Source organism: Caulobacter sp. GW821-FHT11E10, assembly GCF_058808375.1.
Genome location: NZ_JBXARP010000001.1, coordinates 375,018 through 400,998, shown reverse-complemented (window position 1 = coordinate 400,998; position 25,981 = coordinate 375,018). Strand labels below are relative to the sequence as shown.

Below are 25,981 nucleotides of genomic sequence, written 5' to 3'. Positions count from 1 at the left end.
GTCGCATCAGCCCGCGAGCGCCTTCGCGCCGATCTCGCGCAGCTGGCCGCGGACGATCTTGCCCAAGGCGTTTCGCGGGACCGCCGGGATCTCGAGCACGCGCACCGGCCGCTTCAGGTTGTCTTCCAGGCGCGCCTGGAGCGCGGCGACGTCGAGGTCGCCCTTCTTCACATAGGCCACCCAGGCGGACTGAAGACCCATGTCGTTCGGCAGCGAGAAGGCCGCCGCGTCGGCGACGCCCGGGACCGCCAGCGCCCACTCTTCGAGGCGCGAGGGCAGGATCTTGTCGCCGCCCAGATGCAGCAGGTCGTCGAGGCGGCCCAGCACCTTCAGGACACCCGCCGAGGAGACGAAGCCCAGGTCGCGCGGATAGAACCAGCCGTCCTTGAACGACGCCCGTTCGGGATCGCCGGTTCCATCGAAATAGCCCTCGACCACCTCGGCCCCGCGAACGCGGATCTCCCCGAGCGTATTGGCCGGCAGCGGCTGGCCCTCCCCGTCGATGACCTCGACCTCGGCCCAGGGCTGAATGAAGCCCGCGCCGTCCTCGTAGCCCTCGAGCATGTCGGCATGGCCGATCGCCACGCTGCCGGTCTCGGTGGCGCCGTAGGTCAGGACGATGTTGTTCGTCAGCTTGGCGCGTGTCGCCTCCATCAGCGGCTTCGACAGGCTGCCGCCCGCGACGAACAGAGCCATGCCTTCGGGGGCCTTGTAGCCCTCGGGCAGGCTGGCCAGCATCATCTGCAGCTGGATGGGCGCCAGGACCAGGGCGTCGATCTGCATCTGGTCCAGGGTCTCAGCCCAGGTCAGCGCCGGGTCGCGCTGGCAGATCGCCCCGCCCACCGCCCACGCGGCCAGACCCATCATCACGCCGCCGATCGAGCCGGGGCCGATCTCGGACACCACGCGCGGCTTGGACTTGGCGAAGACCTGGCTCAGCACCGCGTGACTGATCCGCAGGTCCAGCATGCCCCGGCTGAGCATGATCATGCGGTTGGCGCCGGTGGTGCCCGAGGTGACCACGATGCGCGCGTCGTCGTCCGGCTTGCGTTCGCGCGGGGGCGGCGGCTGGCGCGGATCGGCCTTGGCCTCCGTGACCCAGGCTTCATCAATCAGCGTGACCGGCTTGTCGGCCTCGAAGTCGAGCGAGCGTTCGACGATCACATGGTCCGCGCCCGAATAGGCCAGCACCCCGGCCGAGATCGGCAGGCCCGGGAATGAGATCGACACGCCGCCCAAGGCTTCGACCGCCAAGGTGACGACCCAGTGGACGCCAAGGTGCGCCACGTCGATCAGGACGCGTTGGCCGGGCTGGATCTGGTCCGAGAGCTTGGCGGTGAACCGAGCCACGAAATATCCGACGGTGGCGTAGCTCCAGATCTGCTGGGGCAGGACGATCGCGGCGTCCTCGGGCACGCGGACGGACTGATACGGAATAAGCCGTTCGAACACTGGAAGCCTTTCGCGAAGAACCAACTAGAGCGCGATATCGCAGCCCCAACCCCGACTGGGCAAGACCCAAATAACGCAATTCTCCGAATCGCGGACCAAGTGGTATCCGTGCGGGCGAAATGACTGATTTTACAAAGGTGTCTCGACCTTCGAGCCCTTTGAGACAGCTCCGTCGTCGCCCGTAGTCAACGTGAAAATCGAGATCGCACCTCCCGTGGGGGCGGACACTTTCGCCAGCTTCACCATTACTGTCTGGTAGGCGACGGAAGCTGTGGCCGAAAAAGCGATATCAACGTTCAGCTTCGCCATTGATCAGACGGGGCGGGGGACATACCAAGCTCACTCCTTCTGTTCGCGAGCCTGTCGACGACCATGCGATCCACCCTCCACAGAACCGCCCTGCTGAGCCTGGCCTTCAGCGCGGCGGCGGGTTCCGCCCTGGCCCAGGAGCGGAACGACGTCGAGGAACTGGTGGTCACCGCGGAAAAGCGCCCGGAGAGCCGCCTGTCGGCGCCGATCGCGCTGATCTCGTTCTCGGCCGGCGCGTTGGACGATTTCGGCGTCCAGGACGTGCGGGACATCGCGGCGATGACGCCAGGCCTGGTGGTTCAGAGCCAGTCCCCCGCCAATTCCGGCTATGTCGTGCGTGGCATCACCACCGACGACGGCGCGGCGATCGCCGAGCCCCGCGTGGCTGTGTTCCAGGACGGCGTGTCGATCGCCAAGCAGCGCGGCGCCTTCGTCGAGCTCTTCGACCTGGAACGGGTCGAGGTCGCGCGCGGTCCGCAGACCACGCTGTTCGGCCGCAGCGCCCTGACCGGCGCGATCCACTTCATCCAGCACAAGGCCGAGCTGGGAGCCCACGACTGGCGGCTGCGACTGGAAGCCGGCGGCGAGGGCTATCGCGCCGCCGAGGGCATGTTCAACACCCCGCTGGGCGAGACGCTCGCCCTGCGCGCCGCCTTCCGCTACCGCGAGAAGGACGGCGGCGTCGAGAACCTGCTCGGCGGCCCGGCGCTCAACAGCGTCCAGACCGGCGCCGGACGGGTCCTGCTGGCCTGGCGGCCGTCGGACAGCTTCCGCAGCGACCTGATCCTCAACTACGAGCGCGATACGCCCGACGGACAGTCGACCAAGTCGCGGACCTTCCTGCCGTCGGATCCGGTCACCGGGACGGTGCTGGGCGATCTCAGCAGCTTCAGCGCCGCCGCCCTCGCCTCGCCGGCGGGGTTCGAAGGCGGCCGCCCGATGGGCCTGCGCCGCACGGTCGTCGGCGCCACCTGGCTGGCGGACTACACGCCCGGCGGCGCCTGGTCCCTGTCGCAGAACCTGGCCTGGCGGCGGTTCACCACGTCGGAGATCTACGACCTGGACGGCTTCAGCTTCCCGGTCCTGGGCTCGGTCGACGCCTCGCGCTACGAGCAATACAGCAATGAGACGCGCCTGAACTTCACGCGCGACCGCCTGACCGGCTTCGTCGGCGCCAATGTCTTCCTCGAGCGCGGCCGCCAGAGGGTCGATGTCCAGGTCGACGAGTTCCTGCTGCTGGGCCTGCTGACCAATCGCCTGGACCGCACCAATCCGGTGGCCGGCCCGCTGGCGCAGTACCGCTCGACGGCCGGCGCGGCCCTGCTGCTGCGCGGCATGGCCGGCGCGTCCGGCTTCGCCCTGTCGGCGCCCCAGGCGGGCGCCATCGCGGGCAACCTGCTGACCAACCATCGCGAGGGTGGGCTGAACGGCGTCGACGGCGAGAGCTACGACCTGTTCGGCGACGTCTCCTACGCCCTGACCGACAAGCTGACTCTGTCGCTCGGCGCGCGCTGGACCCAGGGCGACAAGACCACGCGATTCCAGTCGTGGTCGCTGCAACGCTCGACCCTGGCCGGCTTCCTGGGCGCGCTGTCCATGACCGAGCCCGGCCGGTCGGGCCTGCTGGGCGCCCTCTCGGTACCCGGCGCGCCGTTCATTCCGCCGTCGGCGAGCTTCCCGGTCCCGGTCCTGGGCCTGGCCTACCAGCCCTCGGCGATGGAGTTCGACAAGAGCCGCGACAGCGGCGGCAGCTGGCGCGCCTCGCTGCGCTACGCCCTGCCGGGCGAGGGCAGCCTCTATGCGACCTACGCCCGAGGTCGTCGGCCGGAAGTGGTCTCGCCGCAGAGCCCGGCCGCGCCGAACGGCCCGGTGCGGTTCGATCGCGCCGCCTCCGAAACGCTCGACTCGTTCGAGCTGGGCGCCAAGGCCCGCCTGGGCGACCTGATCCTGGAAAGCGCCGCCTACGCCTATCGCTACGACCACTTCCAGACCACGATCCAGCAGGGCACGCGCTTCTTCGTCGACGACGCGGGCAAGGCGCGGGCGGTGGGCGCGGAGGTCCAGGCGCGCTGGCGGCCGGCGGCCTGGCTGGACCTGCGGTCGGCCTACGCCTATTCGCACGCCCGGTTCGAGACCGGCCTCTATGACGGCAACCACCTGCGTCTCGCGCCCGATCATACCCTGTTGCTCAGCGGCGTGGCGCGGCACGCGCTGGCCAACGGGTCGCTGGAGTTCGCGCCGTCGTGGAGCTGGCGTTCGCGCGTCTATTTCAACGACGACAACGACAATCCCAAACTGCAGTCGGGAACCCTGGTGCCGGTGCTCCAGCGCGACAAGACGCAGGAGGGCTACGGCCTGCTCGACGCCCGGCTACGCTGGGTGGCCCCGAGCCGGAGCTGGTCGGCCGAGCTCTTCGGCCGCAACCTGCTGGATCGGCGCTATCTGAAGGACGCCGGCAATTCCGGCGACGACTTCGGCCTGCCGACCTATGTGCCGGGCGAGCGTCGCCTGCTGGGCGTCGCGGTGACGATCCGTCCGTAGAGCGGGCCGCGGCCGCCTAGCGCGGCCGCCACGCCTCGGCGATCACCCCGATCTGGCGGTCCATGACGGCGGACATCTCGGCCGCCGGCAGGTTGCCGCCCGCCGCCGCGCTCATGCGGTAGTTCCAGGCATAGGCGGCCTTAAGGGTGTCGACGATCAAGGCCAGGTCGATATCGGCGCGGACCTCGCCCTTGCGCACGCCCTCGTCCAGGACGTCCAGCAGCATCTGGGTCAGGCGCGGATTGCGACCGTAGGGCGTGACGCCCGGGTCGTTGCTGGGATTGTACGAGGCCGCGACGTGGGCCAGGAACAGCTTGGCCCGCCGGGTCTCGAACTCATAATGGATGGCGAAGATCGAGCACAGGCGATCGGCCGTGCTGCCGCGCAGGAACGGCACGACCCGGTCGAACTCGGCATAGAGCTCGTCCAGGCGATGCGTCATGACATGGCTGAGCACCTCCGCCTTGGAGGCGAAGGTCGTGAACACGCTGCCGACCGAGACACCCGCCCGCTCCGCTATGGCGCGGATGGTGGTCTCCTCGTAGCCGACCTCGTTGAACAGGTCGCGCGCGGCTTCGAGAACCTTCTCGCGAGTCGCCGCCTTCTGATCATCTCTTACGCCCACGCACGTCCCCCTCGAACACGCTAGCGTCATTGTTGAATCGAAAACGCTCCGCCCCCCTCCGGACGGAGCGTCTTCGGGTTTAAGCGCGGGCGCCCGCGAAGATGACTTTCAGTTGATCCGAAAGTCGCGCCAGCAGAGCCTCAACCGACCAGCCGTCATAGACGGCGCGGCGGTAGTTGGCGACATACACGTCCCAGGTGATCTCAGCCAGAAGCTTGGCGTCGATATCTTTTTTCAACTGACCTTCGTCGACTCCGCGCTGCAGCGCATCGGCGATCAGGCGGAAGATGTGCTTGAGGTCGGTGCGGGCGCGACGCTCGGCGGCTTCCGAACGCGTCCACGACACCGCGATGCTGGCGCGCAGCAGCGGCAGTTGCTCGACGTGGAAGCCGTAGGCGATGCCGAACAGGCCCAGCAGGGCTTCGTCGATCGTCTTGGCGGTGCGCGAGGCCTGGGTCATCTGGGCGTAGATGACTTCGTAGTCGGCGGTCAGGATTTCTTCGAACAGCTCCGACTTGTCGGCGAAGCTGGCGAACACGGCGCCGGTCGACATGCCAGCGGCCTGAGCGATGTCACGGATCGTGGCGCCCTCGTAGCCGCGCTCGCTGAACAGCTGACGGGCGGCGGCCAGAACGCGCTCACGGGTGCGCTGCTTGGCCAGGGCCCGGCGGGTCAGCTTCACCGGAGTTTCGGTGGCGGACTCGATATTGACGGACACAAAGCTCATGCGGCGGCCTCCAGGCGGGCGAGAGCGGCTTCGGCGCGCTTCTCGAATTCGATGCAATATTCGTCGACGACGTTCTGAAGAACGTCGGCGTAACGGCGGGCCAGCTGGCGACCGTCTTGCGCGGCGTCGCGCAGGTCGGTGATCAGCTGACGGACTTCGGCCAGGGCCTCTTCGCGATCGGACGCGGAGTGCGCGGCGGCGGTCGCTAGGCGAGCGCTCATGCGGTTATCTCCTGCTCCCCGCTGGGGTGGATGAAAGCGTTGAACGATCCGCGGTGGGGGAGGGTGATCATGTTCAACGAACGCGCACTATCAAATAGGAAGCGGGGGCAATAACGCTAGGGGGCAGCCATTGCAACCGCGAAATCGAACCGTAATCGCCGAACTTTGGCGTACGGCATAGATATGGGAGCGTTCTCAAAGCGTCACTGCGACAAATGCACTCAACGAACAGGTTCGGCGAATTTACTCAACGGACAGTGGTCATCGAGTCGCGTCGCACCAAATGCGAGGGCTGAGGGGGCCGGTCCCTTACGGGCTCCGGGCTCTATGGCGCAGCCGGCGCCAGCGCCCTATTCTGGGCGCCATGAACCACCTGTTCGACTTTCTCGTCCCCGCCGCGCTCCTGGCGGTTCTGATCGCCCTGGGGGTCGGCCTGTACGCCCTGTTTCGTGGGGGCGATTTCGGCCGCTCCTATTCGAACAAGTTGATGCGGCTGCGCGTGCTTCTGCAGTTCATCGCCATCATCGTCCTGGTCGCCGCCGCCTTCTGGTGGCGTAAGGGCTGATCAGGCCTAACCTCATTCGCCGAACGGGAGTACGCGACCGATGGTCACGCTGAACCGCATCTATACGCGCACCGGCGACGGCGGCTCGACCCGCCTGGCCACGGGAGCCCCGGTCAGCAAGGCCTCATTGCGGGTCGAGAGCTATGGCGGGGTCGACGAGACCAACGCCGCCATCGGCCAGGCGCGACAGCACACCGCGGGCGACGCGACGCTCGACGCTATCCTCGAGCGGATCCAGAACGACCTCTTCGACCTCGGCGCGGACCTGGCCACGCCCGAGCAGCACGGCAAGCCCGACTGGGAGCCGCTGCGCATCGTCGACAGCCAGGTCGACCGGCTGGAGCAGGAGATCGACCTGCTGAACGGCGAGATGAGTCCTTTGACCTCTTTCGTGCTCCCCGCGGGGTCGCCGGCCGCGGCGGCCTTGCACGTGGCGCGCACCGTCTGCCGCCGGGCCGAACGGACCTGCGTGGCGCTGTCGGAGACGGAGGGCGAGATCGTCGGCAAGCCGGCGATCAAATATCTGAACCGGCTCTCGGACCTCTTGTTCGTCGCGGCCCGCTGGACCAACGACAAGGGCAAGGCCGACGTGCTGTGGAAGCCCGGCGCGACGCGGTAGGGGTGGGAATTCCCTCTCTCTGAGAGAGAGGGAGGGGCCCGCCGCGAAGCGGTGGGAGGGTGAGTGGTTACAGCCTGGCCGAACGAAGCACCGCGAGAATGTCATCCGCCGTCCCGCCGGGATCGGCCAGGACCCGCGCGTTGGGAAATCTCAGGACGACATATCCAGACCGCTCCAGAACTTCAGTCCGGCGATCGTCATGGTCCTCGCGCCCCTCGCCTCGAGGGCTCTCAACCGAAGGAATCGGGATTTTCCGGCTAGCGGTGAAACCACTCACCCTCCCACGCCTGCGGCGTGGGCCCCTCCCTCTCTCTCAGAGAGAGGGATTCCGATTTGGAGTTCTACTTCTTCGCCGGAGCGGCCTGAGCCGGAGCCGGCGCATCCGTCTGGCCGTTGAGCGGCGGGGTGTTCGGGGGGCGGCGCGTCAGGGTCTCGATCGGATAGATCGCCGCGCACTTCAGCCACTTGCCGGCCCAGACCCCGCCGTGCGCTTCGCACTTCTCTTTCGGCCAGACCCACAGGCTGTGATAGGCGACGACGCCGGCGCTGCCGAGCAGGAACAGGCCCAGGAAGATGTACTTCAGGCGGGTGAAAGTCTTGTTCATGGCCGCCCCTTAGCGCCTTTCCGCGCCCAAGGGAATTGGTCCCGGCCGGTGTCGCGGCGCCACATGAAGCGGGAAATCGTACAACTGTTTGAACGGCGACACCCTTATCGCATTACGTTTACGCGAAGGGAAACTTGCATTGCGGCGCCGAAGAGGTAAGTCGGTTGGCAAGCAGGATAAAAAGCAGCCTGGAGGCGGTGGAAACCGATGAAGGTCCTAGTCCCGGTCAAACGGGTTATCGATTACAACGTGAAGGCCCGCGTTAAGGCGGACCAGACCGGCGTCGACCTTGCGAACGTCAAGATGTCGATGAACCCCTTCTGCGAGATCGCGGTCGAGGAAGCCGTGCGCCTCAAGGAAAAGGGCGTGGCGACCGAGGTCGTCATCGTCAGCATCGGTCCGGTGCAGGCCCAGGAGACCATCCGCACGGCGCTGGCCATGGGCGGCGACCGGGGCGTCCTGATCACCACCGACGCCGATCCCGAGCCGCTGGCCGTGGCCAAGCTGCTGGCGGCCGTCGTGGCCGAGGAAGGCCCGAACCTGGTCCTGATGGGCAAGCAGGCGATCGACGGCGACAACAACGCCGTCGGCCAGATGCTGTCGGCCCTGCTGGGCTGGCCTCAGGCCACCTACGCCTCGGCCATCGAAGTCTCGGGCTCGACCGCCAAGGTCACCCGTGAAGTCGACGGCGGCCTCCAGACCCTGGACGTCGACCTGCCGGCCATCGTCACCGCCGACCTGCGCCTGAACGAGCCGCGCTATGCGTCTCTGCCCAACATCATGAAGGCCAAGAAGAAGGAGATCGCCCAGAAGGCGGTCGCCGACTACGGCGTCGACATCGCTCCGCGCCTGAAGGTGCTGAAGGTGACCGAGCCGGCCAAGCGTTCGGCCGGCATCAAGGTCGAGTCCGCAGCTGACCTAGTTTCCAAGCTCAACACCGCGGGGGTGCTGTAATGGCTGTTCTCGTCGTCGCCGATAACGACAACGCGCACCTGCGCGACGGCACCCACAAGACCGTCACCGCCGCCCTGAAGATCTCGGGCGAGGTGGACGTGCTGGTGCTGGGCAAGGGCGCCAAGGCCGTGGCCGACGCCGCCGCCAAGATCGCCGGCGTCCGCAAGGTCCTGCTGGCCGAGTCCGACGCCCTGGGCCACGGCGTGGCCGAGGCTCAGGCCGACGCCGTCCTGGCTCTGGCCGGCAATTACGACGCGATCCTGATTCCGGCCACCTCGGGCGGCAAGAACTTCGCGCCGCGCGTCGCCGCCAAGCTGGACGTCGCCCCGATCTCGGACATCGTCGAGGTCGTCTCGGCCGACACCTTCGTGCGCCCGATCTACGCCGGTAACGCGCTGGAGACTGTCCAGTCGTCCGACGCCAAGAAGGTGATCACCGTCCGTCCGACCGCCTTCGCGGCGGCGGCTGAAGGCGGCTCGGCCTCGGTCGAGACTGTCGGCGGCGCCGACGCCGGCAAGACCCGCTTCGTCAGCGAAGAGATGGTCAAGTCGGACCGTCCGGAACTGGCCGCGGCCAAGATCGTCGTCTCGGGCGGTCGCGCCATGGGTTCGGCCGAGGAGTTCCAGCGCGTGATCGAGCCGCTGGCCGACAAGCTGGGCGCCGCCGTCGGCGCCTCGCGCGCGGCCGTCGACGCCGGCTACGCCCCGAACGACTACCAGGTCGGCCAGACCGGCAAGGTCGTGGCGCCGGCGCTGTACGTCGCCATCGGCATCTCGGGCGCCATCCAGCACCTGGCCGGCATGAAGGACTCCAAGGTGATCGTCGCGATCAACAAGGACGCCGACGCGCCGATCTTCCAGGTGGCCGACTTCGGCCTGGTCGCCGACTACAAGACGGCCGTGCCCGAGCTGATGGACGCTCTGACCGCCGCCGGGAAGTAAGCCGCCGGCCGCAAGGCCCAGACAAAGGAAAGGCCCGGAGGCGACTCCGGGCCTTTTTCTTTTGGGGGCCGTCACGGGCGAGCCCGCCTATCGCACGGTGACGACCGGCTTGGCCCAGGTGGCGTTCGGCTGGGAGAGCGTCGGCGACTTGGTCACGACGTTCGAGACAAGGGCGAGCGTCAGCGCGCCCGCGATCAGCAGGGTCTTCATGGTCAGTCCTCGACGTTCGGTTGGGGTCTTTGGGTTTTGGGGCGGGGCCGTGATCGGCGGCTCCACGAGACTGAATATGCCGTCGGTCACCCGACTTTACGAACGATGCTATCTGCGCGGACTTGTGAGTCCGACTAACATCCCCACATCTTGACGATGCGCCTGCCCCCATTCTCCTCGCTGGTTGCCCTGGAGGCCGCCGCCCGCCACAAGAGCTACAGCCGGGCGGCCGACGAGCTGTTCGTCACCCACGGCGCGATCAGCCAGCAGGTCCGCAAGCTGGAAGAGGAGCTGGGAGTCCAGCTGTTCGCCCGGCGCGGCAACCAGATGGAGCCGACCCCGACCGGCGCGGCCCTGGCGGCTCAGGTCGGCGAGGCCATCGGCACCTTGCGCAAGGGCGTCGACAGCGCCCGCAGCGCCGCCAGCGGCCCGATCGTCATCTCGACCGGCGCGGCTTTCGCCACCCGCTGGCTGGTCACCCAGCTGGCCCGGCTGTCGGCCGAGACCGGCGAGCTGGACATGACCATCCGCGTCGAGGACCGCATGTCGGACCTCGCCACCGACGGCGCCGACGTGGCCCTGCGGTTCGGCGTCGGTCCATGGCCGGGCGCGGAGTCGGTCCGCCTGATCGACGAGGTGCTGTTCCCGGTCTGCAGCCCGGCCCTGCTGGAACGCTATCCGATCGAAAAGCCCGAGGACCTGCTGAACGCCCCGCTGCTGCGTCACACCGGCCTGCCCTGGGCGATCTGGTTCCGGGCCATGGGCGTGGAGCCGCCCCAGCTGCCGCCGGCCCTGGGCTTCGACGACTCGTCGATGATGCTGGACGCGGCCGCGCAAGGGTTGGGCGTCGCCCTGGCCCGCAGCGGCATCGCCCGCCGCGACCTGGGCGACGGCCGCCTGGTCCGCCCCCTGCCCGGCGAGGTCGACGTCGAGACCGGCCACCACTTCGTCTGGCGCCCCGAAAACCCCAAGCTGCCCAGGCTGCTCAAGCTGCGCGACTGGTTCCTGAAGGAGACCGAGGGCGAGCGGGCGGCCGTCCGATGATGTTCACCAAAAGACTGAGGGAGCCCGTCATGCGCGGCGAGGTCACCTGCAGCGTCCGCATCTGGCAGAAGCCGCATGTGAAGGTCGGCGGCCGATACGCGCTGGGGCCGGGCGCGATCCATGTGACCTCCCTTCGCGAAATCGGCCTTGAGGACATCATCCCGGCCCTGGCCCGCCGCTCGGGCTTTCAGGGCGTCGTGGACCTGCTGAAGGTCGCGAAACATGGCCCGGGCCAGACCGTCTATCTGGTGGAGTTCGAGTATCGAGCGTGAGGAGGGTGGTGAGCGGACATGTCTTGCGTCCTTCGAGGCCCGCTGCGCGGGCGCCTCAGGATGAGGATCTCATGGCGCTGACCACCTCATCCTGAGGTGCGCGCTCCTAAGCGCGCCTCGAAGGACGCACAGAGCCAGATGTCAGCCAAGGACGCCTAGCTGACGCCTCCACTCCCCCCTCCCAGAAAATACAGTTTGAACTAAACACAGCTCCACTTAGAGTGGACACGCGTGAATCGTCGCCCGGAAAGTCGGTGGCGTGGTAGGCCGCGCTCTCTTCCGAAGCGAGAGGGCCGGATTGTCTCGAGTTCGGTGAGAGTCAACTGATGGCGGTCAGCGCCCCGGATCCCTCGGCCCTATCGAGCCTGTCGACGACCCGGATCGCGGCGCTGAGCGGCGCGGCCCTGGCCGCCGCCCCGCCGTCGGAGTTCGCCAAGCTGACCGCCCAGCAGGTGGCGGCGATCTCGGTCACCGCCATCGGCGCGCTCAGCGTCGAGCAGTTCGCCGCCTTCGACACCAAGCAGATGAGCGGCCTGACGGCGGCCCAGCTGCCGCGCCTGTCGACCGCCGTCACCTTCAGCCCCAAGCAGCTGATGGTGCTGAACCAGGCCCAGGTGCAGGCTCTGTCGCGCGAACAGGTCTCGACGCTCAGCACCCAGGCGCTGGACGGGCTGCGGACCACCCAGATGATGGCGCTGTCGGCGACCGCCCTGTCGGCGTTGTCGCAGGATCAGGTCCAGAGCCTGTCCCTGGCCCAGGTGCGGGCCTTGTCGGCCAATCAGATGCGCGCCCTGTCGACGACCGACATCGGCGAGTTCAGCGTCGAGCAGGTCTCGGCCCTCACCCCCACCCAGGTCGGGGCGCTGAACCCCACTCAGGTCAAGAGCCTCTCGCCCCAGCAGATCGCCGCCCTGACGCCGACCCAGTTTAGCGCCCTGTCGGTGCCCACCCTGCGCGGCCTGTCGGGAGACATCGTCGCCCTGACCACGCCGGAGCAGTGGCGCGGCGCCACCAGCGTCCAGCTGTCCAGCCTCAGCGCCACCCAGCTGAACGCCCTGGGCGCGACCCGCCTGGCCGGACTGACCTCCACCCAGGTTCGCAGCCTGTCGGCCACCGAGGTCGGGCGCGCCGGCCCCGCGTTCCTGGAAGCCCTGACCCCGACCCAGCTGGGCGGCCTGGCGTCCAACCAGACCGCGGCCCTGTCGCTCACCGCGATCGGCGGACTCAGCCCCGCCCAGATCGCGGCCCTGGACCCCGCCGCCGTCAGCGGCCTCTCGGCCAGCGGCCTGTCGCGGCTGGACGCCACCCAGGTGGGCGCGCTCAGCGCCAGCCAGATCGCCCGCCTAAACCCGGTCCAGCTGAAGGGTCTCAATGGCGAGGACTTCAACGAGTTCACCCGCGCCCAGCTGAAGGCCTTCACCGCCACCCAGATCCGCGAGCTGCCGCCCGAGCGGTTGGCCGGACTGTCGGATGAGGCCTTCGCCGCCTTCGCGCCAAGCCAGCTGAAGGCGTTGACGGCGTTGCAGCTGAAGGCGCTGTCGACCAGCGACCTGGCGGCCCTGTCGCGCGAGCAGGCGGGCGCCTTCCTGGGCGGCCAGATCGCCGCCCTGTCCGGAACCCAGCTGGCGACCCTGCGCGGCCACGGCGAGTTCGCCGCCACCCAGCTGCAGGGCGTCACGGCCACCCAGCTGCGCGCCTTCACGGCCACCGACATCGGCGGCCTGACCTCGACGGAGCTGGGCGCCCTGACCGCCACCCAGCTGGGCGGCCTGACGGCGGAGGCGCTGTCGGCCTTCGACGAGACCCAGACGGCGCGCCTGTCGGCCAACCAGATGCGCGGCTTGGCGACGACTCAGCTGAAGGGGCTGTCCGAGACGGATGTCGGCCAGTTCAGCCGCACCCAGGTCGCCGCCCTGGACGGCGCCCAGATCAGCGCCCTGGTCACCCGCCTGCCGGCCTCGGCGATCGGAAGCCTGACGCCCACCCAGGTCGCCAAGATGGCGGCCACGGCCCTGGCGGCGCTGTCGGAGACCCAGATCGCCGCCCTGGGCCAGACCCAGCTGCGCGCCCTGACCGCCGACCAGATGATCGGCATGGCCTCGACCATCGCCGAGAGCCTGAACGCCACCCAGATCGGCGCCTTCCTGCCCAGCCAGATCGCGTCCCTGACGGCGACCACCCTGGGCCGCCTGGCGGTCGAGGGCCTGCAGCGGTTCGACACCAACCAGATCCGCGCCCTGACCGCCAACCAGATCAAGAGCCTGGGGGCGACGGCGTTCGGCGCCCTCGGCGCCAGCCAGGTCTCGGCCCTGACCGCCACCCAGATCGGCGCGCTGTCGGCCGAGCTGGTCGGCGGCCTCTCCGCCACCCAGTGGGCGGGGCTCAGCGCCAGCCAGATCCAGGGCCTGGGCGTCACCCAGCTCGGCGGGCTGGACGCCTCGGACCTGCAGGCGCTCAGCGCCACCCAGTGGACCGCCCTGCGCCCCACCCAGATGGCCGGCCTGTCGCCGACCGCCGTGACGGCGCTGGAGACCACCCGCCTGTCGCTGCTCACCGCGAGCCAGATCGCGGGCCTCGCCCCCGCCACGGTCTCGGCCCTGGACGCCGCCCACGTCGCGGCCCTGTCGACCGGCCAGATCGCCGGCCTGACCGCCACCCAGCTGCGCACCCTGACCGCCGAGGACATCGGCGAGTTCAGCGCGACCCAGGTCGGCGCGATCGCCGCGGCCCAGGTTCCGGGCCTCTCGGCCACCGGCATGGCGGCGCTCGGCGCGAACCAGCTGGCCGCCCTGACGACCAACCAGATCAAGGCCCTGGCGCCGTCCCAGGTCGCGGCCCTCCGCGCCTCGCAGGTGGGCGGCCTGACGCCGACCCAGCTGGCGGCCCTCAGTTCCGTCCAACTCGGGGCCCTTGCAACCGACGCCCTGCCCGCGCTGTCGGCGACCCAGGTGGCCGGCCTGAGCGCCAGCCAGATGACCGGCCTGTCGGCCACCCAGGCCGGCAGCCTGACCGGAGAGCAGCTGACGGGCCTGGCCCTGACCCAGGTCGGCGCGCTGTCCAGCGGCTTCCTGTCGGCCCTGACCACCACCGCCTTCTCCGCCCTGACGGCGACCCAGGTGGCGAGGCTGTCGACGACCCAGATCCAGGGCCTGACCACCACCCAGGTCGGTTCGCTGTCGACCCCCGACTTCGCCGAGTTCGCCGCGACCCAGGTGGCGGGCCTGACCGCCGTCCAGATCGGCGCCCTGTCGGCGGCCAATCTCGGGGGCCTGCCGACCACCGCCATCGCCGGCCTCTCGGCGACCCAGTTCGCCGGCCTGACCCCGACCCAGCTGGCGGTCCTGCCCGACAGCGCCGTGCGCGGTCGCCTGGGCCAGCTCAACGCCAGCCAGATGGCCGGGGTCTCGACCACCATCATCGGCAGCCTGTCGACCACGGAGCTGGCCTCGCTGTCCGCCGCCCAGATCGGCGCCCTGTCGTCCTCGGCCTTCGCGGCCCTGGGGACCAGCCGTCTGACCAGCCTGAGCACCACCCAAATCGGCGGGCTCTCGACGACCCAGGTCGGCGGCCTGGATGCGTCGGCGTTCGCGACCCTGTCGGCGACCCAGGTGGCGGTGCTGTCGGCCGGCCAGATCGGAGCGGTGCGCGGCGAGATTCTGTCGGCGCTCGACGCCACCCAGTTCGCGGCCCTGACCGCCACCCAGGTGCGCGGCCTGACCGCCACCCAGATCGACAAGTTCGACACGGCCGACATCGCCGAGTTCACCACCACCCAGGTCGCCGCCCTGGGCGTCCAGCAGATCGAGGGCTTCTCGGCGGCCGACATCTCGGCCCTGACCGCCACCCAGGTCAGCGCCCTGTCGGCCGGCCAGATCGCCGCCCTCACCCCGATCCAGGTGCGCGGCCTCTCGGCCGTCGATGTCGGCGAGCTCAGCAAGACCCAGGTCGCGGGCCTGACCTCCGCCCAGATCGGGGCCCTGTCGCTGACGGCGATCGAGGGCATGAGCGCCGATCAGTTCGGCGGCCTGACCGCTGGCCAGGTGCGCGGCTTCACCGCCGAGCAGCTGACCGCCTTCGGAGCCGAGGGCCTGGCCCGGCTGTCCGGCCCCCAGCTGGGCGCGCTGACCACCACCCAGGTCGGCCAGTTGCCGAACGTCGCGATCCAGGGCCTGACGCCCACCCAGATCGACCAGATCATGCCCAGCCAGATCCCGGGCTTCACGGGCGCCCAGATCGCCGCCTTCACGCCGGTCCAGCTGAGCGAACTCTCGCGCGCCCAGGTCAACAAGCTGACCGCCGCCCAACTGGACGCCATGAGCCCCGCCCAGCTCGAGGCGATCGGGCTGTAGGGGACTTTCCGGCTCGTACTTTCCCGTTACCCGGCCTCCCTGGGGTGGATCGACAATCACCTGGGTCGATATCAATCCGCTGCTTTCCTGGGCCTTGTGCCCAGGACCCATGCCTGGGGCAGGCGCGGACACTTTGGGTTCGTGCGGCCGGAAGACCGTGAACTCGGTCTGACTTCCGTTGCAGCTGAACCATGGGTCCTGGGCACAAGGCCCAGGAAGGCGTGGGGGTTTTGGCCCCTGGGAAGGCCGGACGCGCCCCCCCAACGAAAAAGGCCCGGGCTTTCGCGCCGGGCCTTTCCAAATCTCGAACCCGAAGGACGCTTAGTCCTTGGCGCGTTCCTGGTAGGAGTTGTCTTCCGTCAGGATCACCACGCGGGTGCCGACCGTGATGTACGGCGGCACGGTCGTCTTGACGCCGTTGCTCAGCAGGGCCGGCTTGTACGACGACGAGGCGGTCTGGCCCTTCACCGACGGTTCGGTGTCGACGATCTCGAGGATCATGGTGCGGGGCAGTTCGATGGCGATCGGCACGTCGTTGTGGGTCGACAGCTGGACCGTCATGTTCTCTTGCAGGTAGGGCGCGGCGTCGCCGATCACTTCCTCGGTGGCCACGAGCTGGTCGTAGGTTTCCGGGTTCATGAAGTGGAAGCCGTCGCCGTCCTGGTACAGGAAGGTGTGGTTGCGCTGGTCGACGAAGGCGCGCTCGACCTGCTCGGTCGTGCGATAGCGCTCCGAAACCTTCACGCCATCCGAGATGCGGCGCATGTTCAGCTGGGTCACCGGGGTGCCCTTGCCGGGGTGGATGTTGTCGACCGTCAGGACGACATAGAGCTTGCCGTCCATGTCGACGACGGAACCTTTGCGGAGCGAGCTGGCAGCGACCTTCACGTACTTACCGTCCTTAGATGAAAGCGCGCGCGAGGCCGCGGGCGCTATCGTGCTATTGATCCTTGCCCGACCTCCTATAGCGATCGGGTCAAAATCTCCAGCTTCTTCGGTTTCACCTTGTCCCAGACCCCTTCGACCTGGTGGCGCAACGACGTCCACGCCGACCGCCGCCCGTTCCTGCTGGCCCGCAACCGGATCACCAAGGCTTTCCGGGCCTGGTTCGAGACCGAGGGGTTCGAGGAGGTCGAGGCCGCGGCCCTTCAGGTCTCGCCCGGCAACGAGGCGCACCTGCACGCCTTCGCCACCCAGGCCCTGACGATCTCGGGCGAGGCCAGCCCGCTCTACCTGCACACCTCGCCGGAGTTCGCCTGCAAGAAGCTGCTGGCGGCGGGCGAGGAGAAGATCTTCAGCCTGGGCAAGGTGTGGCGCAATCGCGAGCGCGGGCCGCTGCACCATCCCGAGTTCACCATGCTGGAATGGTACCGGGCTGGCGCGCCCTACCAGGTCCTGATGGACGACTGCGCGACCCTGCTGGCCCTGGCGGCCGAGACGGCGGGGAGCAAGCGCTTCGACTTCCGGGGCATGGGCTGCGATCCGTTCGCCGCGCCCGAGCGGCTGTCGGTGGCCGAGGCCTTCCAGCGCCACGCCGGCGTCGACCTGCTGGCCAGCGTCGCCGCGGACGGCGCGACCGATCGCGACGCCCTGGCCGCCGCCGCCCGCGCCGCCGGGATCCGCGTCGCCGAGGACGACAGCTGGGCCGACGTCTTCAGCCGGGTCATCGTCGAGAAGGTCGAGCCCCGCCTGGGCGAGGGTCGGGCCACGGTGCTCTGCGAATATCCGATCTCGGAAGCGGCCCTGGCGCGTCCCAAGGACGCCGACCCACGCGTGGCCGAGCGCTTCGAGCTCTATGCCTGTGGGGTGGAGCTGGCCAACGCCTTCGGCGAACTGACCGACCCGGCCGAACAGCGCCGCCGGTTCAGGATCGAGATGGACGAGAAGGCGCGGATCTACGGCGAGCGCTATCCGATCGACGAGGACTTCCTGGCCGCCCTGGAGCACATGCCCGAGGCCTCGGGCTCGGCCCTGGGCTTCGACCGCCTGGTGCTGCTGGCGACGGGCGCGCGGCGGATCGAGGACGTGGTCTGGACGCCGGTGGCGGGCTAGGTCCTCAGCTCACCTTTCTGGCTGTTCTATCTATCGCCTTCCTGGGCCTTGTGCCCAGGACCCATGCCGGAGGCGAACGCGGCCCTTCCAGGTCGGCATGGCGGAAGGGCCTCGAACTCAGACCCCGAATCCGCTGCGCCTGAACGATGGGTCCTGGGCACAAGGCCCAGGAAGGCAGGGGAAATTGTGGGCTTGAATGGCCCCTAGGCCGCCCTGCTCTTCCGCGCTCTGCTGACGCCGAGATAGACCAGCGCCGCCACGACGAAGGCCGGCAGGGTCGCGCCGATGTCGGGCGCCAGGCGGCTCATCGCCTGGTAGGTGGCGATCCCGAGAACCCAGGCCACCAGACCCGGCAGGTTCAGCGCGCCGACGGCCGCGAGATCGCCGGCCTCGACGCGACGACGGCGGACGACGAAGTGGTCGGTCAGCAGCACGCCGAACAGGGGCGCGAACACCGAACCGATCAGCAGCAGGAAGCTCTCGTACTGCGCCATCGGGGCGAACAGGGCGAAGGTCGTGCAGACGCCGCCGAAGGCGAGCGCCAGGTTGGCGGGCTTGAGCGGGACCAGGGTGGCCGTCGAGACGGCGGCCGAGTGGATGTCGGCGAAGGTGTTGTCGGTCTCGTCGATGACGATCAACAGCAGGGCGATGCCGCCGCCGCTGGCGGCCAGGGCGGTCAGCAGCAGGCCGCCCTCGCCGCCCGCCGCGACCAGGGCGTAGGCCGCGCCCAGGGCCATGAACCAGATATTGGCCAGCACATAGCCGGCGAAGCTGCCCTTGAACGTGCCGGTCGCGGTGCGGCCAAAGCGCGTGTAGTCGGCGATCAGCGGCAGCCACGACAGCGGCATGGCGATCACCAGGTCGACGCCGGCCCCGAAGCTCAGTTCGCCCGTGCCGGCCTTGGCGATCAGAGCGGCCAGGTCATGGTCGGCCAGCAGCCGCCAGCTCAGCCAGGCCGCGCCGGCCAGCAGCAGCCACAGGCCCCAGGCGCGCAGGAACCGGCGCACGAACGACAGCGGGCCCTGGATGGCCAGGAAGGTCGCCAGCCCGCCGAACACCAGGGTCCAGGCCACCGGGCTCGAGACGCCGACCGCTTGGCGGGTCAGGGCGTCGGCGGCGTCGCGCATGGCGATGATCTCGAAGGCGCCCCAGCCGGTCAGCTGCACGGCGTTGAGCACGGCCGGGACCGTCGCGCCCCGCGCGCCCAGCGCCAGCCGCAGCGAACCCATGGCCGACAGGCCGGTGTCGGTGCCGACCACCCCGGCGGCGGCCAGCAGCAGCGCGCCCAGCACCGAGCCGACGACGATCGCCGCCAAGGCCATGCCGAGGCTCAGGCCCGGAACCAGGAACGCGCCCGCCTGCAGCACCAGCAGGCCGATGCCCAGGCTGAACCACAGCGAAAAGGCCTCGAACGCCCCGAACGCGCGGCGCTCGGCCGGGACCGGGGTCAGGGGATCGTAGGTGTCGTGCAGCTCGGCCATGGATTCCATTTAGCAGGTCGATGGGCGGACGCCAAAATCCTCCCCCCAAGCGGGGGAGGTGGCCGAAGGCCGGGAGGGGGAAGCTTTCCTGGCCCGGTCCCGTCCCCCTCCGTCGCCTCTCCGAGCCGACACCTCCCCCGCTGGGGGGAGGATTTGATAAACCGACCAAAATCCCGCATATCCCCGCCCCTCATGCCCCCCGTCCAAACCCTCCGCGACGTCCGGTCCCTGACCGAGGCCGGACTGGTCCCGCCCGAGCGCCTGCCGGCGCTGGAAGCGGTGGCGGCGCGGTATGCGGTGGCGATCACCCCGGCGATGGCCGAACTGATCGATCCCACGAACGACGACGACCCCATCGCCCGCCAATTCATCCCCTCGTCCGAGGAGCTGGTCGCCAGCCCCGGCGAGGACGGCGATCCGATCGGCGACGGCGTCCACAGTCCGGTCGAGGGCGTCGTCCATCGCTATCGCGACCGGGTGCTGCTGAAGCCCACCCACACCTGCGCGGTCTATTGCCGGTTCTGCTTCCGCCGCGAGATGGTCGGGCCCGAGGGGCTGTCGAACCTGACCCCGGCCCAGCTGGACGCCGCCTTCGCCTATATCGCCGGCCGCCCCGAGATCTGGGAGGTCATCGTCACCGGCGGCGACCCGTTCGTGCTGTCGCCCCGCCGCCTGGCCGAGCTGATGGACCGGCTGGACGCCATCCCGCACGTGAAGATCGTCCGCTTCCACACCCGCGTCCCGGCCGTCGATCCGGGGGCCGTGACCGACGCGTTGATCGCGGCGCTGAAGCGCACGACCAAGACCGTCTATGTCGCTCTGCACGCCAACCACGCCCGCGAGCTGACACCAGCCGCCCGCGCCGCCTGCGCCCGCATCGTCGACGCTGGCGTCCCGATGCTGAGCCAGACGGTGCTGCTGCGCGGGGTCAATGACGATCCGGAGGTGCTGGCCCAGCTGATGCGGGCCTTCGTCGAGACGCGGATCCGCCCCTACTACCTGCACCACGGCGACCACGCTCCCGGCACGGCCCATCTGCGCACCACCCTGGCCGAGGGTCAGGCGCTGATGAAGGCGCTGCGGGGAACCGTCTCGGGCCTGGCCCAGCCGACCTATGTGCTCGACATCCCCGGCGGCCACGGCAAGGTTCCGGTCGGCCCGAACTACCTGGCGCATGGACCAGAAGGCGGCGCGGTCGAGGACCCGGACGGCGCCGTCCGCCCCTATCCGCCGACCGTCTGATCGGCCGCGACAGCAAGGCTTCCGTTGCGTCGCAGCAAAGCCTTGGCGGGCGCGGGGTTTCTCGTGCTAGAAAAGTCGTCACATCCGAAGGCGCGGGCGCGGACGCCCAGCGCGAAATCAAGCGAAGGCTTGGCGTTTATGAGTGAAATCAAGACGGTCGGCGTTATCGGCGCCGGCCAGATGGGGTCGGGCATCGCGCATGTCGTCGCCCTTGGCGGCTACGATGTGCGTCTTCACGACGTCTCGCGCGAGCGGATCGACGCCGGCCTGGCCCTGATCGAAAAGAACCTGGCGCGCCAGGTCGGTCGCGGGATCATCGACGACGAGGCGATGAAGGCGGCCCTGGCCCGCATCGCCCCGGCCGAGCGCCTGGAAGACATCGGCGCCACGGACCTGGCCATCGAAGCCGCCACCGAGAACGAGGAGATCAAGAAGTCGATCTTCCGCAGCCTGCAGCCGTACCTCGGCCCCAACACGCTGCTGGCCTCGAACACCTCTTCGATCTCGATCACGCGCCTGGCCTCGGTCACCGACCGCCCCGAGCGCTTCATCGGCCTGCACTTCATGAACCCCGTGCCGCTGATGAAGCTGGTGGAGATCATCCGCGGCATCGCCACGGACGTCCCGACCTACGAGCGCGCCGTGTCGTTCGCCCAGTCGCTGGGCAAGATCACCAGCAACGCCGAGGACTTCCCCGCCTTCATCGTCAACCGCGTGCTGGTGCCGATGATCAACGAGGCGATCTACACCCTGTACGAAGGGGTCGGCACCGTCGACGCCATCGACACGGCGATGAAGCTGGGCGCCAACCATCCGATGGGCCCGCTGGAACTGGGCGACTTCATCGGCCTGGACACCGTGCTGAGCATCATGAACGTGCTCCACGAAGGCCTGGCCGACAGCAAGTACCGCCCCTGCCCGCTGCTGGTGAAGTATGTCGAAGCCGGATGGCTTGGCAAAAAGACCGGACGCGGCTTCTATGACTACCGGGGCGAGACGCCGGTTCCCACGCGCTAAGGGCGTACGGCGTCTCCAGATGTTCCCTTCGGGGAATGGGGGGACGCCGAATGACCGATACCGAAGCGACCGACCACGACATCACGCCGGTCCTGAGACCGGTCGCGGCCGGCGAACGCCACCTCAGTCTCGACATCCTGCGCGGCCTGGGCGTGATGGGCATATTGGCCGTCAACGCCGTGGGCTTCGCCCAGCCGATGTCGGTCTACGTCTCGCCTGAGCTGTCGCCCCACCCGCTGGTCGGGGCCGAGGCGACCGCCTGGTGGGTGGTCCAGACCTTCTTCCACTACAAGTTCATCACCCTGTTCTCGATGCTGTTCGGGGTGTCGATCCTGCTGGTCGGCGGCGAGCGCTCGGACAAGCCGCGCGGCGCCCTGCTGCGCCGCCGCCTGGGCTGGCTGCTGGTCATCGGCCTGATCCATGGCCTGGTCATCTGGTTCGGCGATATCCTGCTGTTCTATGCCTGCACCGGCTTCCTGGTGATGCTGGCCCGGTCGTGGACGCCCAAGCGGCTGTTCACCGTCAGCATCATCGTCCTGCTGCTGGGCTCGCTGCTGGCCACCGCGCCGCTGATCCTGCTGGAAGGCGCCCCGGCGGACGTCCAGAAGCAGGTCATCGCCAATATGGGCCAGCCCGGCGGCGACGTGCCCGTCGCGGCCTCGATCAAGACCATGCAGGCCGGCCTGATCCCGGCCATGACCGAGAACGCCAAGCAGTGGCTGGTGCTGCAGCCGGCCAGCCTGATCGTCTTCATCTGGCGCACCGGCGCCCTGATGCTGCTGGGCATGGCCCTGTTCAAGACCGGCTTCCTGACCGGCAAGGCCAAGACCTGGGTCTATGCCACGCTGATCGCCGTCGGCGCGGTGGGCTTGGCCTGGGCCGGCTGGGAGAACAGCGCCAAGCTGGCCACCGGCTTCGCCAAACCCCAGGCCATGGGTCGCTACAATCTGGCCTACGAGTTCATGACCCTGCCGATCACCCTGGGCTACGCCTCGCTGGCGATCCTGCTCATCCGGTCTGCGGTCGTGCGCAAGCTGCTGACGCCGCTGTCGCGCCTGGGCCAGATGGCCTTCACCAACTACCTGACCCAGTCGATCATCATGACCACGATCTTCTGGAGCGGCCGGGGCCTGGGCTATTTCGGCCAGTTCGATCGGGTGCAGCTGTGGCTGTGCGTCATCGCCATCTGGGTGCTGCAGCTGATCTGGTCGCCGCTGTGGCTCGCGCGGTTCCGCATGGGTCCGCTGGAATGGGTCTGGCGGCGACTGTCCTACGGCAAGGGCCTGGAGCGGGCGGGCTAGGCGGCTCGCTCGGTCAGCGCTCGGCACGGGGCTTGGCGTAACGGCGTTCTCGCCCCTACTCTGCCGCCCGAAGCAGGGCGAGGGACGGGCATGGATCGGTCAAGGACTGTCGTCGCGATGTCGGCCGCCCTCTGGGTGAGTCTGGCGACGACGGGCATGGCGCAGCAGCGCCAGCCCGTTATCGACATGCATATCCACGCCACCACCGCCGACTCCGAGGGACCGCCGGGGCATTTCATCTGCACGCCCTTCCCGACCTGGAAGCCGATGGACCCCGGTCGCGGCGGGCTGGACGCCTACCTCAAGAGCATGTTCATCACGCCCGACTGCCCCCGGAAGCTCCAGGGCGCGGCGACCGACGACGAGCTGCGGCGACGCACCCTCGCCCTGCTCGAGAAGTACGACGTCTACGCCATCGCCGGCGGCGATCCCAAGACGGTCGAGACATGGCGCCAGGCCGCGCCCGACCGGATCATGCCGGCGATCGGCGGCGGCTCGCCCGACAAGCTGCCCTCGGTGGCCGAGATCCGCCGGCTGCACGCCGAGGGCAAGGTCAAGGCGCTGATGGAGCTGACCTTCCAGTACGCCGGCATCGCCCCGACCGATCCGCGTCTCGAGCCCTATTGGGCCTTGGCCGAGGAGCTGGACATCCCGGTCGGCATCCACATGGGTCCCGGCGCGCCGGGCGTGACCTATTTCGCGGCCCCGGCCATGCGGGCCAGCCTGTCGGATCCGTTGCTGCTGGAGCCGGTCCTGGTGGCGCACCCCAAGCTGCGGGTCTTCGTCGTCCATGCCGGCTGGCCGATGAAGGAGCGCATGATCGCCCTGATGTACGCCCATCCGCAGGTCTATGCCGAGATCGGCATCCTGGCGGGCGTCTATCGGGACGAGGACTTCTATCCCTATCTGAAGGGCCTGATCGACGCCGGTTTCGAGGACCGCATCCTCTACGGCTCGGACCAGATGGTCTGGCCGGACCTGGTCGCGGCCGGCATCGAGCGGATCCGCGAGGCGCCCGTCCTGACGGCCAAGCAGAAGCGCAAGATCCTCTACGGCAACGCCGCGACCTTCCTGCGCATCGATCCGGGCAAGGTCGGGGGCTAACCCGCCCCCATCGCCACGGCGATATGATAGGTCGCGAACGAGGCCAGATAGGCCAGGCCGGTCATGTACAGGAACATCACCGTCGGCCAGGTCCAGCCGTTGGTCTCGCGCTTGACCACGCCCAGGGTCGCCGCGCACTGCGGGGCGAAGATGTACCAGGCCAGGAACGACAGGGCCGTGGCCAGCGACCACTTGCCGGCCAGCAGCACGCCCAGCTTGGTGCCCGCGTCGTCGTCGCCGCCGACCGCGTAGACGGTGCCGAGGGCCGCCACCGCGACCTCGCGGGCCGCGAAGCCCGGGATCAGGGCGATCGTCATCTGCCAGTTGAAGCCGATCGGCGCCATGACGGGCGCGATGAAGTGGCCGATGCGGCCGGCGAAGCTGTAGTCGATGGCCGGTCCGGTCGCGCCTTCGGGCGGATAGGGGAAGGTCGACAGCACCCAGACCAGCACCATCAGCGGCAGGATGATCCGGCCGGCGCGGCTCAGGAAGATCCGCGCGCGGGTCCACAGGTTCATCAGGACGTTGCGCGGCTCCGGCCAGCGATAGGTCGGCAGCTCCATCATGAAAGGCTCGACCGCGCCGCGCCAGAAGACCCCCCGGATCACGAACGAGACCGCCAGGGCGCTGACGATGCCGCCGGCATAGAGGCCGAACATGACCAGGCCCTGCAGGGACAGCACGCCCCAGACGGTCTGCTGCGGAATGAAGGCCCCGATGATCAGGGTGTAGACCGGGATCCGCGCCGAGCAGGTCATCAGCGGGGCGACCAGTATGGTGGTCAGCCGGTCGTGCTTGTTGTCGATCACCCGCGTCGACATGATCCCGGGGATGGCGCAGGCGAAGCTGGACAGCAGCGGGATGAAGGCCCGCCCGTGCAGGCCGGCCCCGCCCATGATCTTGTCCATCAGGAAGGCCGCGCGAGCCATGTAGCCGCTGTCTTCCAGCAGAAGGATGAAGAAGAACAGGATCAGGATCTGCGGCAGGAACACCAGCACGCTGCCGACCCCGGCGATCAGGCCGTCGGCGATGAAGCTGGCCAGAAGGCCCGGCGGGAGGACCTCGCCCACCCATCCGGCCAACCCCGCGAAGCCCGCGTCGATGGCGTCGGCCGGCACGGTGGCCCAGGTGAACACCGCCTGGAACATGACGAACAGCAGGGTGAACAGGATGGCCAGGCCGGCGATGGGGTGCAGCAGCACGTCGTCGATCTTGCCGGTCACGGTGTCGGGCCGCTCGGGCGGCTTCACGCAGGCCTTGAAGATGCGCTGGGCCTCGGCGTGGGCGGCGCGGATCTCGGCGGCGGTCGGCTCGTGCCAGACGTTCTCGCCGCGCGGCGTGTGGACCGCGACCAGGGCCTCGACCTCGGCCAGCAGCGCCGGCAGGCCGCGCTTGCGGGTCGCCACGGTGGTGACGATCGGCGCGCCGATCTCCTGGGACAGGCGCTCCAGGTCGATGCGCAGGCCCTGGCGCTGGGCGATGTCGAACATGTTGAGGGCCAGCACGAACGGCCGGCCTACCTGCTTGAGCTCCAGCACCAGCCGTAGGACCAGCCGCAGGTTGGTGGCGTCGGCCACGCAGATCAGGGCCTCGGGCGCGATCTCGCCGGCCAGCCTGCCCAGCACCGCGTCGCGGGTGACGACCTCGTCCGGGCTACGGGCGCGCAGGGAATAGGTGCCCGGCAGGTCCAGCACGCGCATCTGACGGCCGGCGGGCGTGGTCAGCACGCCCTCCTTCCGCTCGACCGTGACGCCGGCGTAGTTGGCCACCTTCTGGCGGCTGCCGGTCAGGGCGTTGAACAGCGCGGTCTTGCCGGAGTTGGGATTACCCACCAGGGCGATCCGGGTCGGGTCCGCGAACGTGGACTTGGAAACAGTATCGGTGGCGGCGACGCCGGAATCTGGGGTCAAGATCTTAGCGTCCGTCGAACTTCACGGTGACGGCGGCGGCCTCGCGCCGACGCAGGGCGACGCGGGTGTCGTCGACGCGCACGGCGATCGGGTCGCGTCCGAACAGGCCCTCGTGCAGCACCTCGATCGTCGCGCCCTCCACGAAGCCCATTTCCAGCAGCCGCCGCTCCAGTTCCTCGACCGCCACGGCCTCGGCCGCGCCGGACACGCCGGTGACCTTGACGATCACGCCGCGATCGCCGCGCCCGGCCGAGGCCAGGGGACGCAGGCCGGCGGGATCAATCCCGGCTGGGTTGAATTCGGGGGACAGCACGAACGCTTCGGACATAATGGCTCCGATAGGATTGCGAACGATTATCAGTCGAAGAGACCAATGTCGATTCAACGATCCTGGCGCTTTGAGGTATGCTGCTGCTTAAGGGCTGTTGGGACCGAATGGC

General features: G+C 68.9%; 23 protein-coding genes and 2 pseudogenes. 13 read left to right on the top strand and 12 right to left on the bottom strand.

Annotated features, from left to right (window positions below; all coding sequences use genetic code 11):
• Positions 1-6: 6 nt before the first annotated feature.
• Positions 7-1,452 carry a class I adenylate-forming enzyme family protein gene (locus AC1RRV_RS01885; protein WP_492857879.1) on the bottom strand — a complete coding sequence of 482 codons (1,446 nt, stop codon included), beginning with the start codon at positions 1,450-1,452 and terminating at the stop codon, positions 7-9.
• 372 nt (positions 1,453-1,824) lie between these two features.
• Between AC1RRV_RS01885 and AC1RRV_RS01880 the strand changes: the two genes are divergently transcribed.
• The gene (locus tag AC1RRV_RS01880) at positions 1,825-4,302 is read left to right on the top strand and encodes a TonB-dependent receptor (RefSeq protein ID WP_492857878.1); all 2,478 of its coding nucleotides are present in this window, start codon (positions 1,825-1,827) and stop codon (positions 4,300-4,302) included.
• A 16-nt stretch (positions 4,303-4,318) separates the two neighbouring features.
• Here the strand turns inward: AC1RRV_RS01880 and AC1RRV_RS01875 are convergent, their stop codons facing one another.
• The 3 genes from AC1RRV_RS01875 to AC1RRV_RS01865 all read right to left on the bottom strand — a co-directional run bounded on the left by AC1RRV_RS01875 (position 4,319) and on the right by AC1RRV_RS01865 (position 5,875).
• Positions 4,319-4,927 (bottom strand): TetR/AcrR family transcriptional regulator, encoded by a 609-nt coding sequence (locus AC1RRV_RS01875; protein WP_492857877.1) that lies wholly within the window; start codon positions 4,925-4,927, stop codon positions 4,319-4,321.
• A 79-nt stretch (positions 4,928-5,006) separates the two neighbouring features.
• Entirely contained in the window at positions 5,007-5,654 is a 648-nt protein-coding gene (locus AC1RRV_RS01870; protein WP_492857876.1) for a TetR family transcriptional regulator, read from the bottom strand.
• On the bottom strand, positions 5,651-5,875 hold the full coding sequence (locus tag AC1RRV_RS01865; protein ID WP_492857875.1) for a CC0731 family SpdR-regulated protein: 225 nt from the start codon (positions 5,873-5,875) through the stop codon (positions 5,651-5,653). The genes AC1RRV_RS01870 and AC1RRV_RS01865 overlap by 4 nt, the downstream gene beginning before the upstream one ends.
• A gap of 364 nt (positions 5,876-6,239) precedes the next feature.
• On the opposite strand from AC1RRV_RS01865, the gene AC1RRV_RS01860 reads away from it, so the two are divergent.
• Positions 6,240-6,440 (top strand): twin transmembrane helix small protein, encoded by a 201-nt coding sequence (locus tag AC1RRV_RS01860; protein WP_492857874.1) that lies wholly within the window; start codon positions 6,240-6,242, stop codon positions 6,438-6,440.
• Between the two features lie 40 nt (positions 6,441-6,480).
• The gene (locus AC1RRV_RS01855) at positions 6,481-7,059 is read left to right on the top strand and encodes a cob(I)yrinic acid a,c-diamide adenosyltransferase (RefSeq protein WP_492857873.1); all 579 of its coding nucleotides are present in this window, start codon (positions 6,481-6,483) and stop codon (positions 7,057-7,059) included.
• 67 nt (positions 7,060-7,126) lie between these two features.
• Here the strand turns inward: AC1RRV_RS01855 and AC1RRV_RS01850 are convergent.
• Together AC1RRV_RS01850 and AC1RRV_RS01845 are read right to left on the bottom strand one after the other, a co-directional pair.
• Positions 7,127-7,279 (bottom strand): annotated as a pseudogene (locus AC1RRV_RS01850) (DUF559 domain-containing protein); the annotation flags it as partial.
• A gap of 121 nt (positions 7,280-7,400) precedes the next feature.
• Positions 7,401-7,664, bottom strand: coding sequence for a hypothetical protein (locus AC1RRV_RS01845; protein ID WP_492857872.1), 264 nt, complete (start codon positions 7,662-7,664; stop codon positions 7,401-7,403).
• Between the two features lie 207 nt (positions 7,665-7,871).
• Here AC1RRV_RS01845 and AC1RRV_RS01840 point away from each other — a divergent pair, with 207 nt between their 5' ends.
• Together AC1RRV_RS01840 and AC1RRV_RS01835 are read left to right on the top strand one after the other, a co-directional pair.
• Positions 7,872-8,618, top strand: a complete 747-nt coding sequence (locus AC1RRV_RS01840; RefSeq protein WP_492857871.1) for an electron transfer flavoprotein subunit beta/FixA family protein — start codon at positions 7,872-7,874, stop codon at positions 8,616-8,618.
• Positions 8,618-9,559 (top strand): electron transfer flavoprotein subunit alpha/FixB family protein, encoded by a 942-nt coding sequence (locus AC1RRV_RS01835; RefSeq protein WP_492857870.1) that lies wholly within the window; start codon positions 8,618-8,620, stop codon positions 9,557-9,559. The genes AC1RRV_RS01840 and AC1RRV_RS01835 overlap by 1 nt, the downstream gene beginning before the upstream one ends.
• A gap of 87 nt (positions 9,560-9,646) precedes the next feature.
• Here the strand turns inward: AC1RRV_RS01835 and AC1RRV_RS01830 are convergent, their stop codons facing one another.
• A complete protein-coding gene (locus AC1RRV_RS01830) occupies positions 9,647-9,769 on the bottom strand; it encodes a hypothetical protein (protein ID WP_492857869.1) in 123 nt (40 codons plus the stop codon).
• Between the two features lie 156 nt (positions 9,770-9,925).
• On the opposite strand from AC1RRV_RS01830, the gene AC1RRV_RS01825 reads away from it, so the two are divergent.
• Positions 9,926-10,813 (top strand): LysR substrate-binding domain-containing protein, encoded by an 888-nt coding sequence (locus AC1RRV_RS01825; protein ID WP_492857868.1) that lies wholly within the window; start codon positions 9,926-9,928, stop codon positions 10,811-10,813.
• A 29-nt stretch (positions 10,814-10,842) separates the two neighbouring features.
• A complete protein-coding gene (locus tag AC1RRV_RS01820; RefSeq protein WP_492857867.1) occupies positions 10,843-11,085 on the top strand; it encodes an ASCH domain-containing protein in 243 nt (80 codons plus the stop codon).
• A 24-nt stretch (positions 11,086-11,109) separates the two neighbouring features.
• Here AC1RRV_RS01820 and AC1RRV_RS01815 read toward each other — a convergent pair.
• Positions 11,110-11,225, bottom strand: a pseudogene (locus AC1RRV_RS01815) (hypothetical protein); the annotation flags it as partial.
• A gap of 186 nt (positions 11,226-11,411) precedes the next feature.
• Between AC1RRV_RS01815 and AC1RRV_RS01810 the strand changes: the two are divergent.
• Positions 11,412-15,434 (top strand): ice nucleation protein, encoded by a 4,023-nt coding sequence (locus AC1RRV_RS01810; RefSeq protein WP_492857866.1) that lies wholly within the window; start codon positions 11,412-11,414, stop codon positions 15,432-15,434.
• A gap of 321 nt (positions 15,435-15,755) precedes the next feature.
• On the opposite strand, the gene efp is transcribed toward AC1RRV_RS01810, so the two are convergent.
• Entirely contained in the window at positions 15,756-16,322 is a 567-nt protein-coding gene (gene efp / locus AC1RRV_RS01805) for an elongation factor P (RefSeq protein ID WP_492857865.1), read from the bottom strand.
• Between the two features lie 117 nt (positions 16,323-16,439).
• Between efp and epmA the strand changes: the two genes are divergently transcribed.
• Positions 16,440-17,486 carry an EF-P lysine aminoacylase EpmA gene (gene epmA / locus AC1RRV_RS01800; protein WP_492857864.1) on the top strand — a complete coding sequence of 349 codons (1,047 nt, stop codon included), beginning with the start codon at positions 16,440-16,442 and terminating at the stop codon, positions 17,484-17,486.
• 203 nt (positions 17,487-17,689) lie between these two features.
• Here the strand turns inward: epmA and cytX are convergent, their stop codons facing one another.
• Positions 17,690-18,967, bottom strand: coding sequence for a putative hydroxymethylpyrimidine transporter CytX (gene cytX / locus AC1RRV_RS01795; RefSeq protein ID WP_492857863.1), 1,278 nt, complete (start codon positions 18,965-18,967; stop codon positions 17,690-17,692).
• A 192-nt stretch (positions 18,968-19,159) separates the two neighbouring features.
• On the opposite strand from cytX, the gene AC1RRV_RS01790 reads away from it, so the two are divergent.
• From AC1RRV_RS01790 to AC1RRV_RS01775, 4 genes are all read left to right on the top strand, one after another.
• A complete protein-coding gene (locus AC1RRV_RS01790; protein WP_492857862.1) occupies positions 19,160-20,209 on the top strand; it encodes a lysine-2,3-aminomutase-like protein in 1,050 nt (349 codons plus the stop codon).
• 138 nt (positions 20,210-20,347) lie between these two features.
• Positions 20,348-21,226 carry a 3-hydroxybutyryl-CoA dehydrogenase gene (locus AC1RRV_RS01785; protein WP_492857861.1) on the top strand — a complete coding sequence of 293 codons (879 nt, stop codon included), beginning with the start codon at positions 20,348-20,350 and terminating at the stop codon, positions 21,224-21,226.
• 50 nt (positions 21,227-21,276) lie between these two features.
• Positions 21,277-22,527, top strand: a complete 1,251-nt coding sequence (locus AC1RRV_RS01780; protein ID WP_492857860.1) for a DUF418 domain-containing protein — start codon at positions 21,277-21,279, stop codon at positions 22,525-22,527.
• Between the two features lie 117 nt (positions 22,528-22,644).
• The gene (locus AC1RRV_RS01775; RefSeq protein ID WP_492857859.1) at positions 22,645-23,631 is read left to right on the top strand and encodes an amidohydrolase family protein; all 987 of its coding nucleotides are present in this window, start codon (positions 22,645-22,647) and stop codon (positions 23,629-23,631) included.
• Here the strand turns inward: AC1RRV_RS01775 and feoB are convergent.
• Positions 23,628-25,541 carry a ferrous iron transport protein B gene (gene feoB, locus AC1RRV_RS01770; protein ID WP_492857858.1) on the bottom strand — a complete coding sequence of 638 codons (1,914 nt, stop codon included), beginning with the start codon at positions 25,539-25,541 and terminating at the stop codon, positions 23,628-23,630. The two genes, AC1RRV_RS01775 and feoB, sit on opposite strands and share 4 nt — an antisense overlap.
• 4 nt (positions 25,542-25,545) lie before the next feature.
• On the bottom strand, positions 25,546-25,869 hold the full coding sequence (locus AC1RRV_RS01765; RefSeq protein WP_492857857.1) for a FeoA family protein: 324 nt from the start codon (positions 25,867-25,869) through the stop codon (positions 25,546-25,548).
• Between the last annotated feature and the right edge of the window lie 112 nt (positions 25,870-25,981).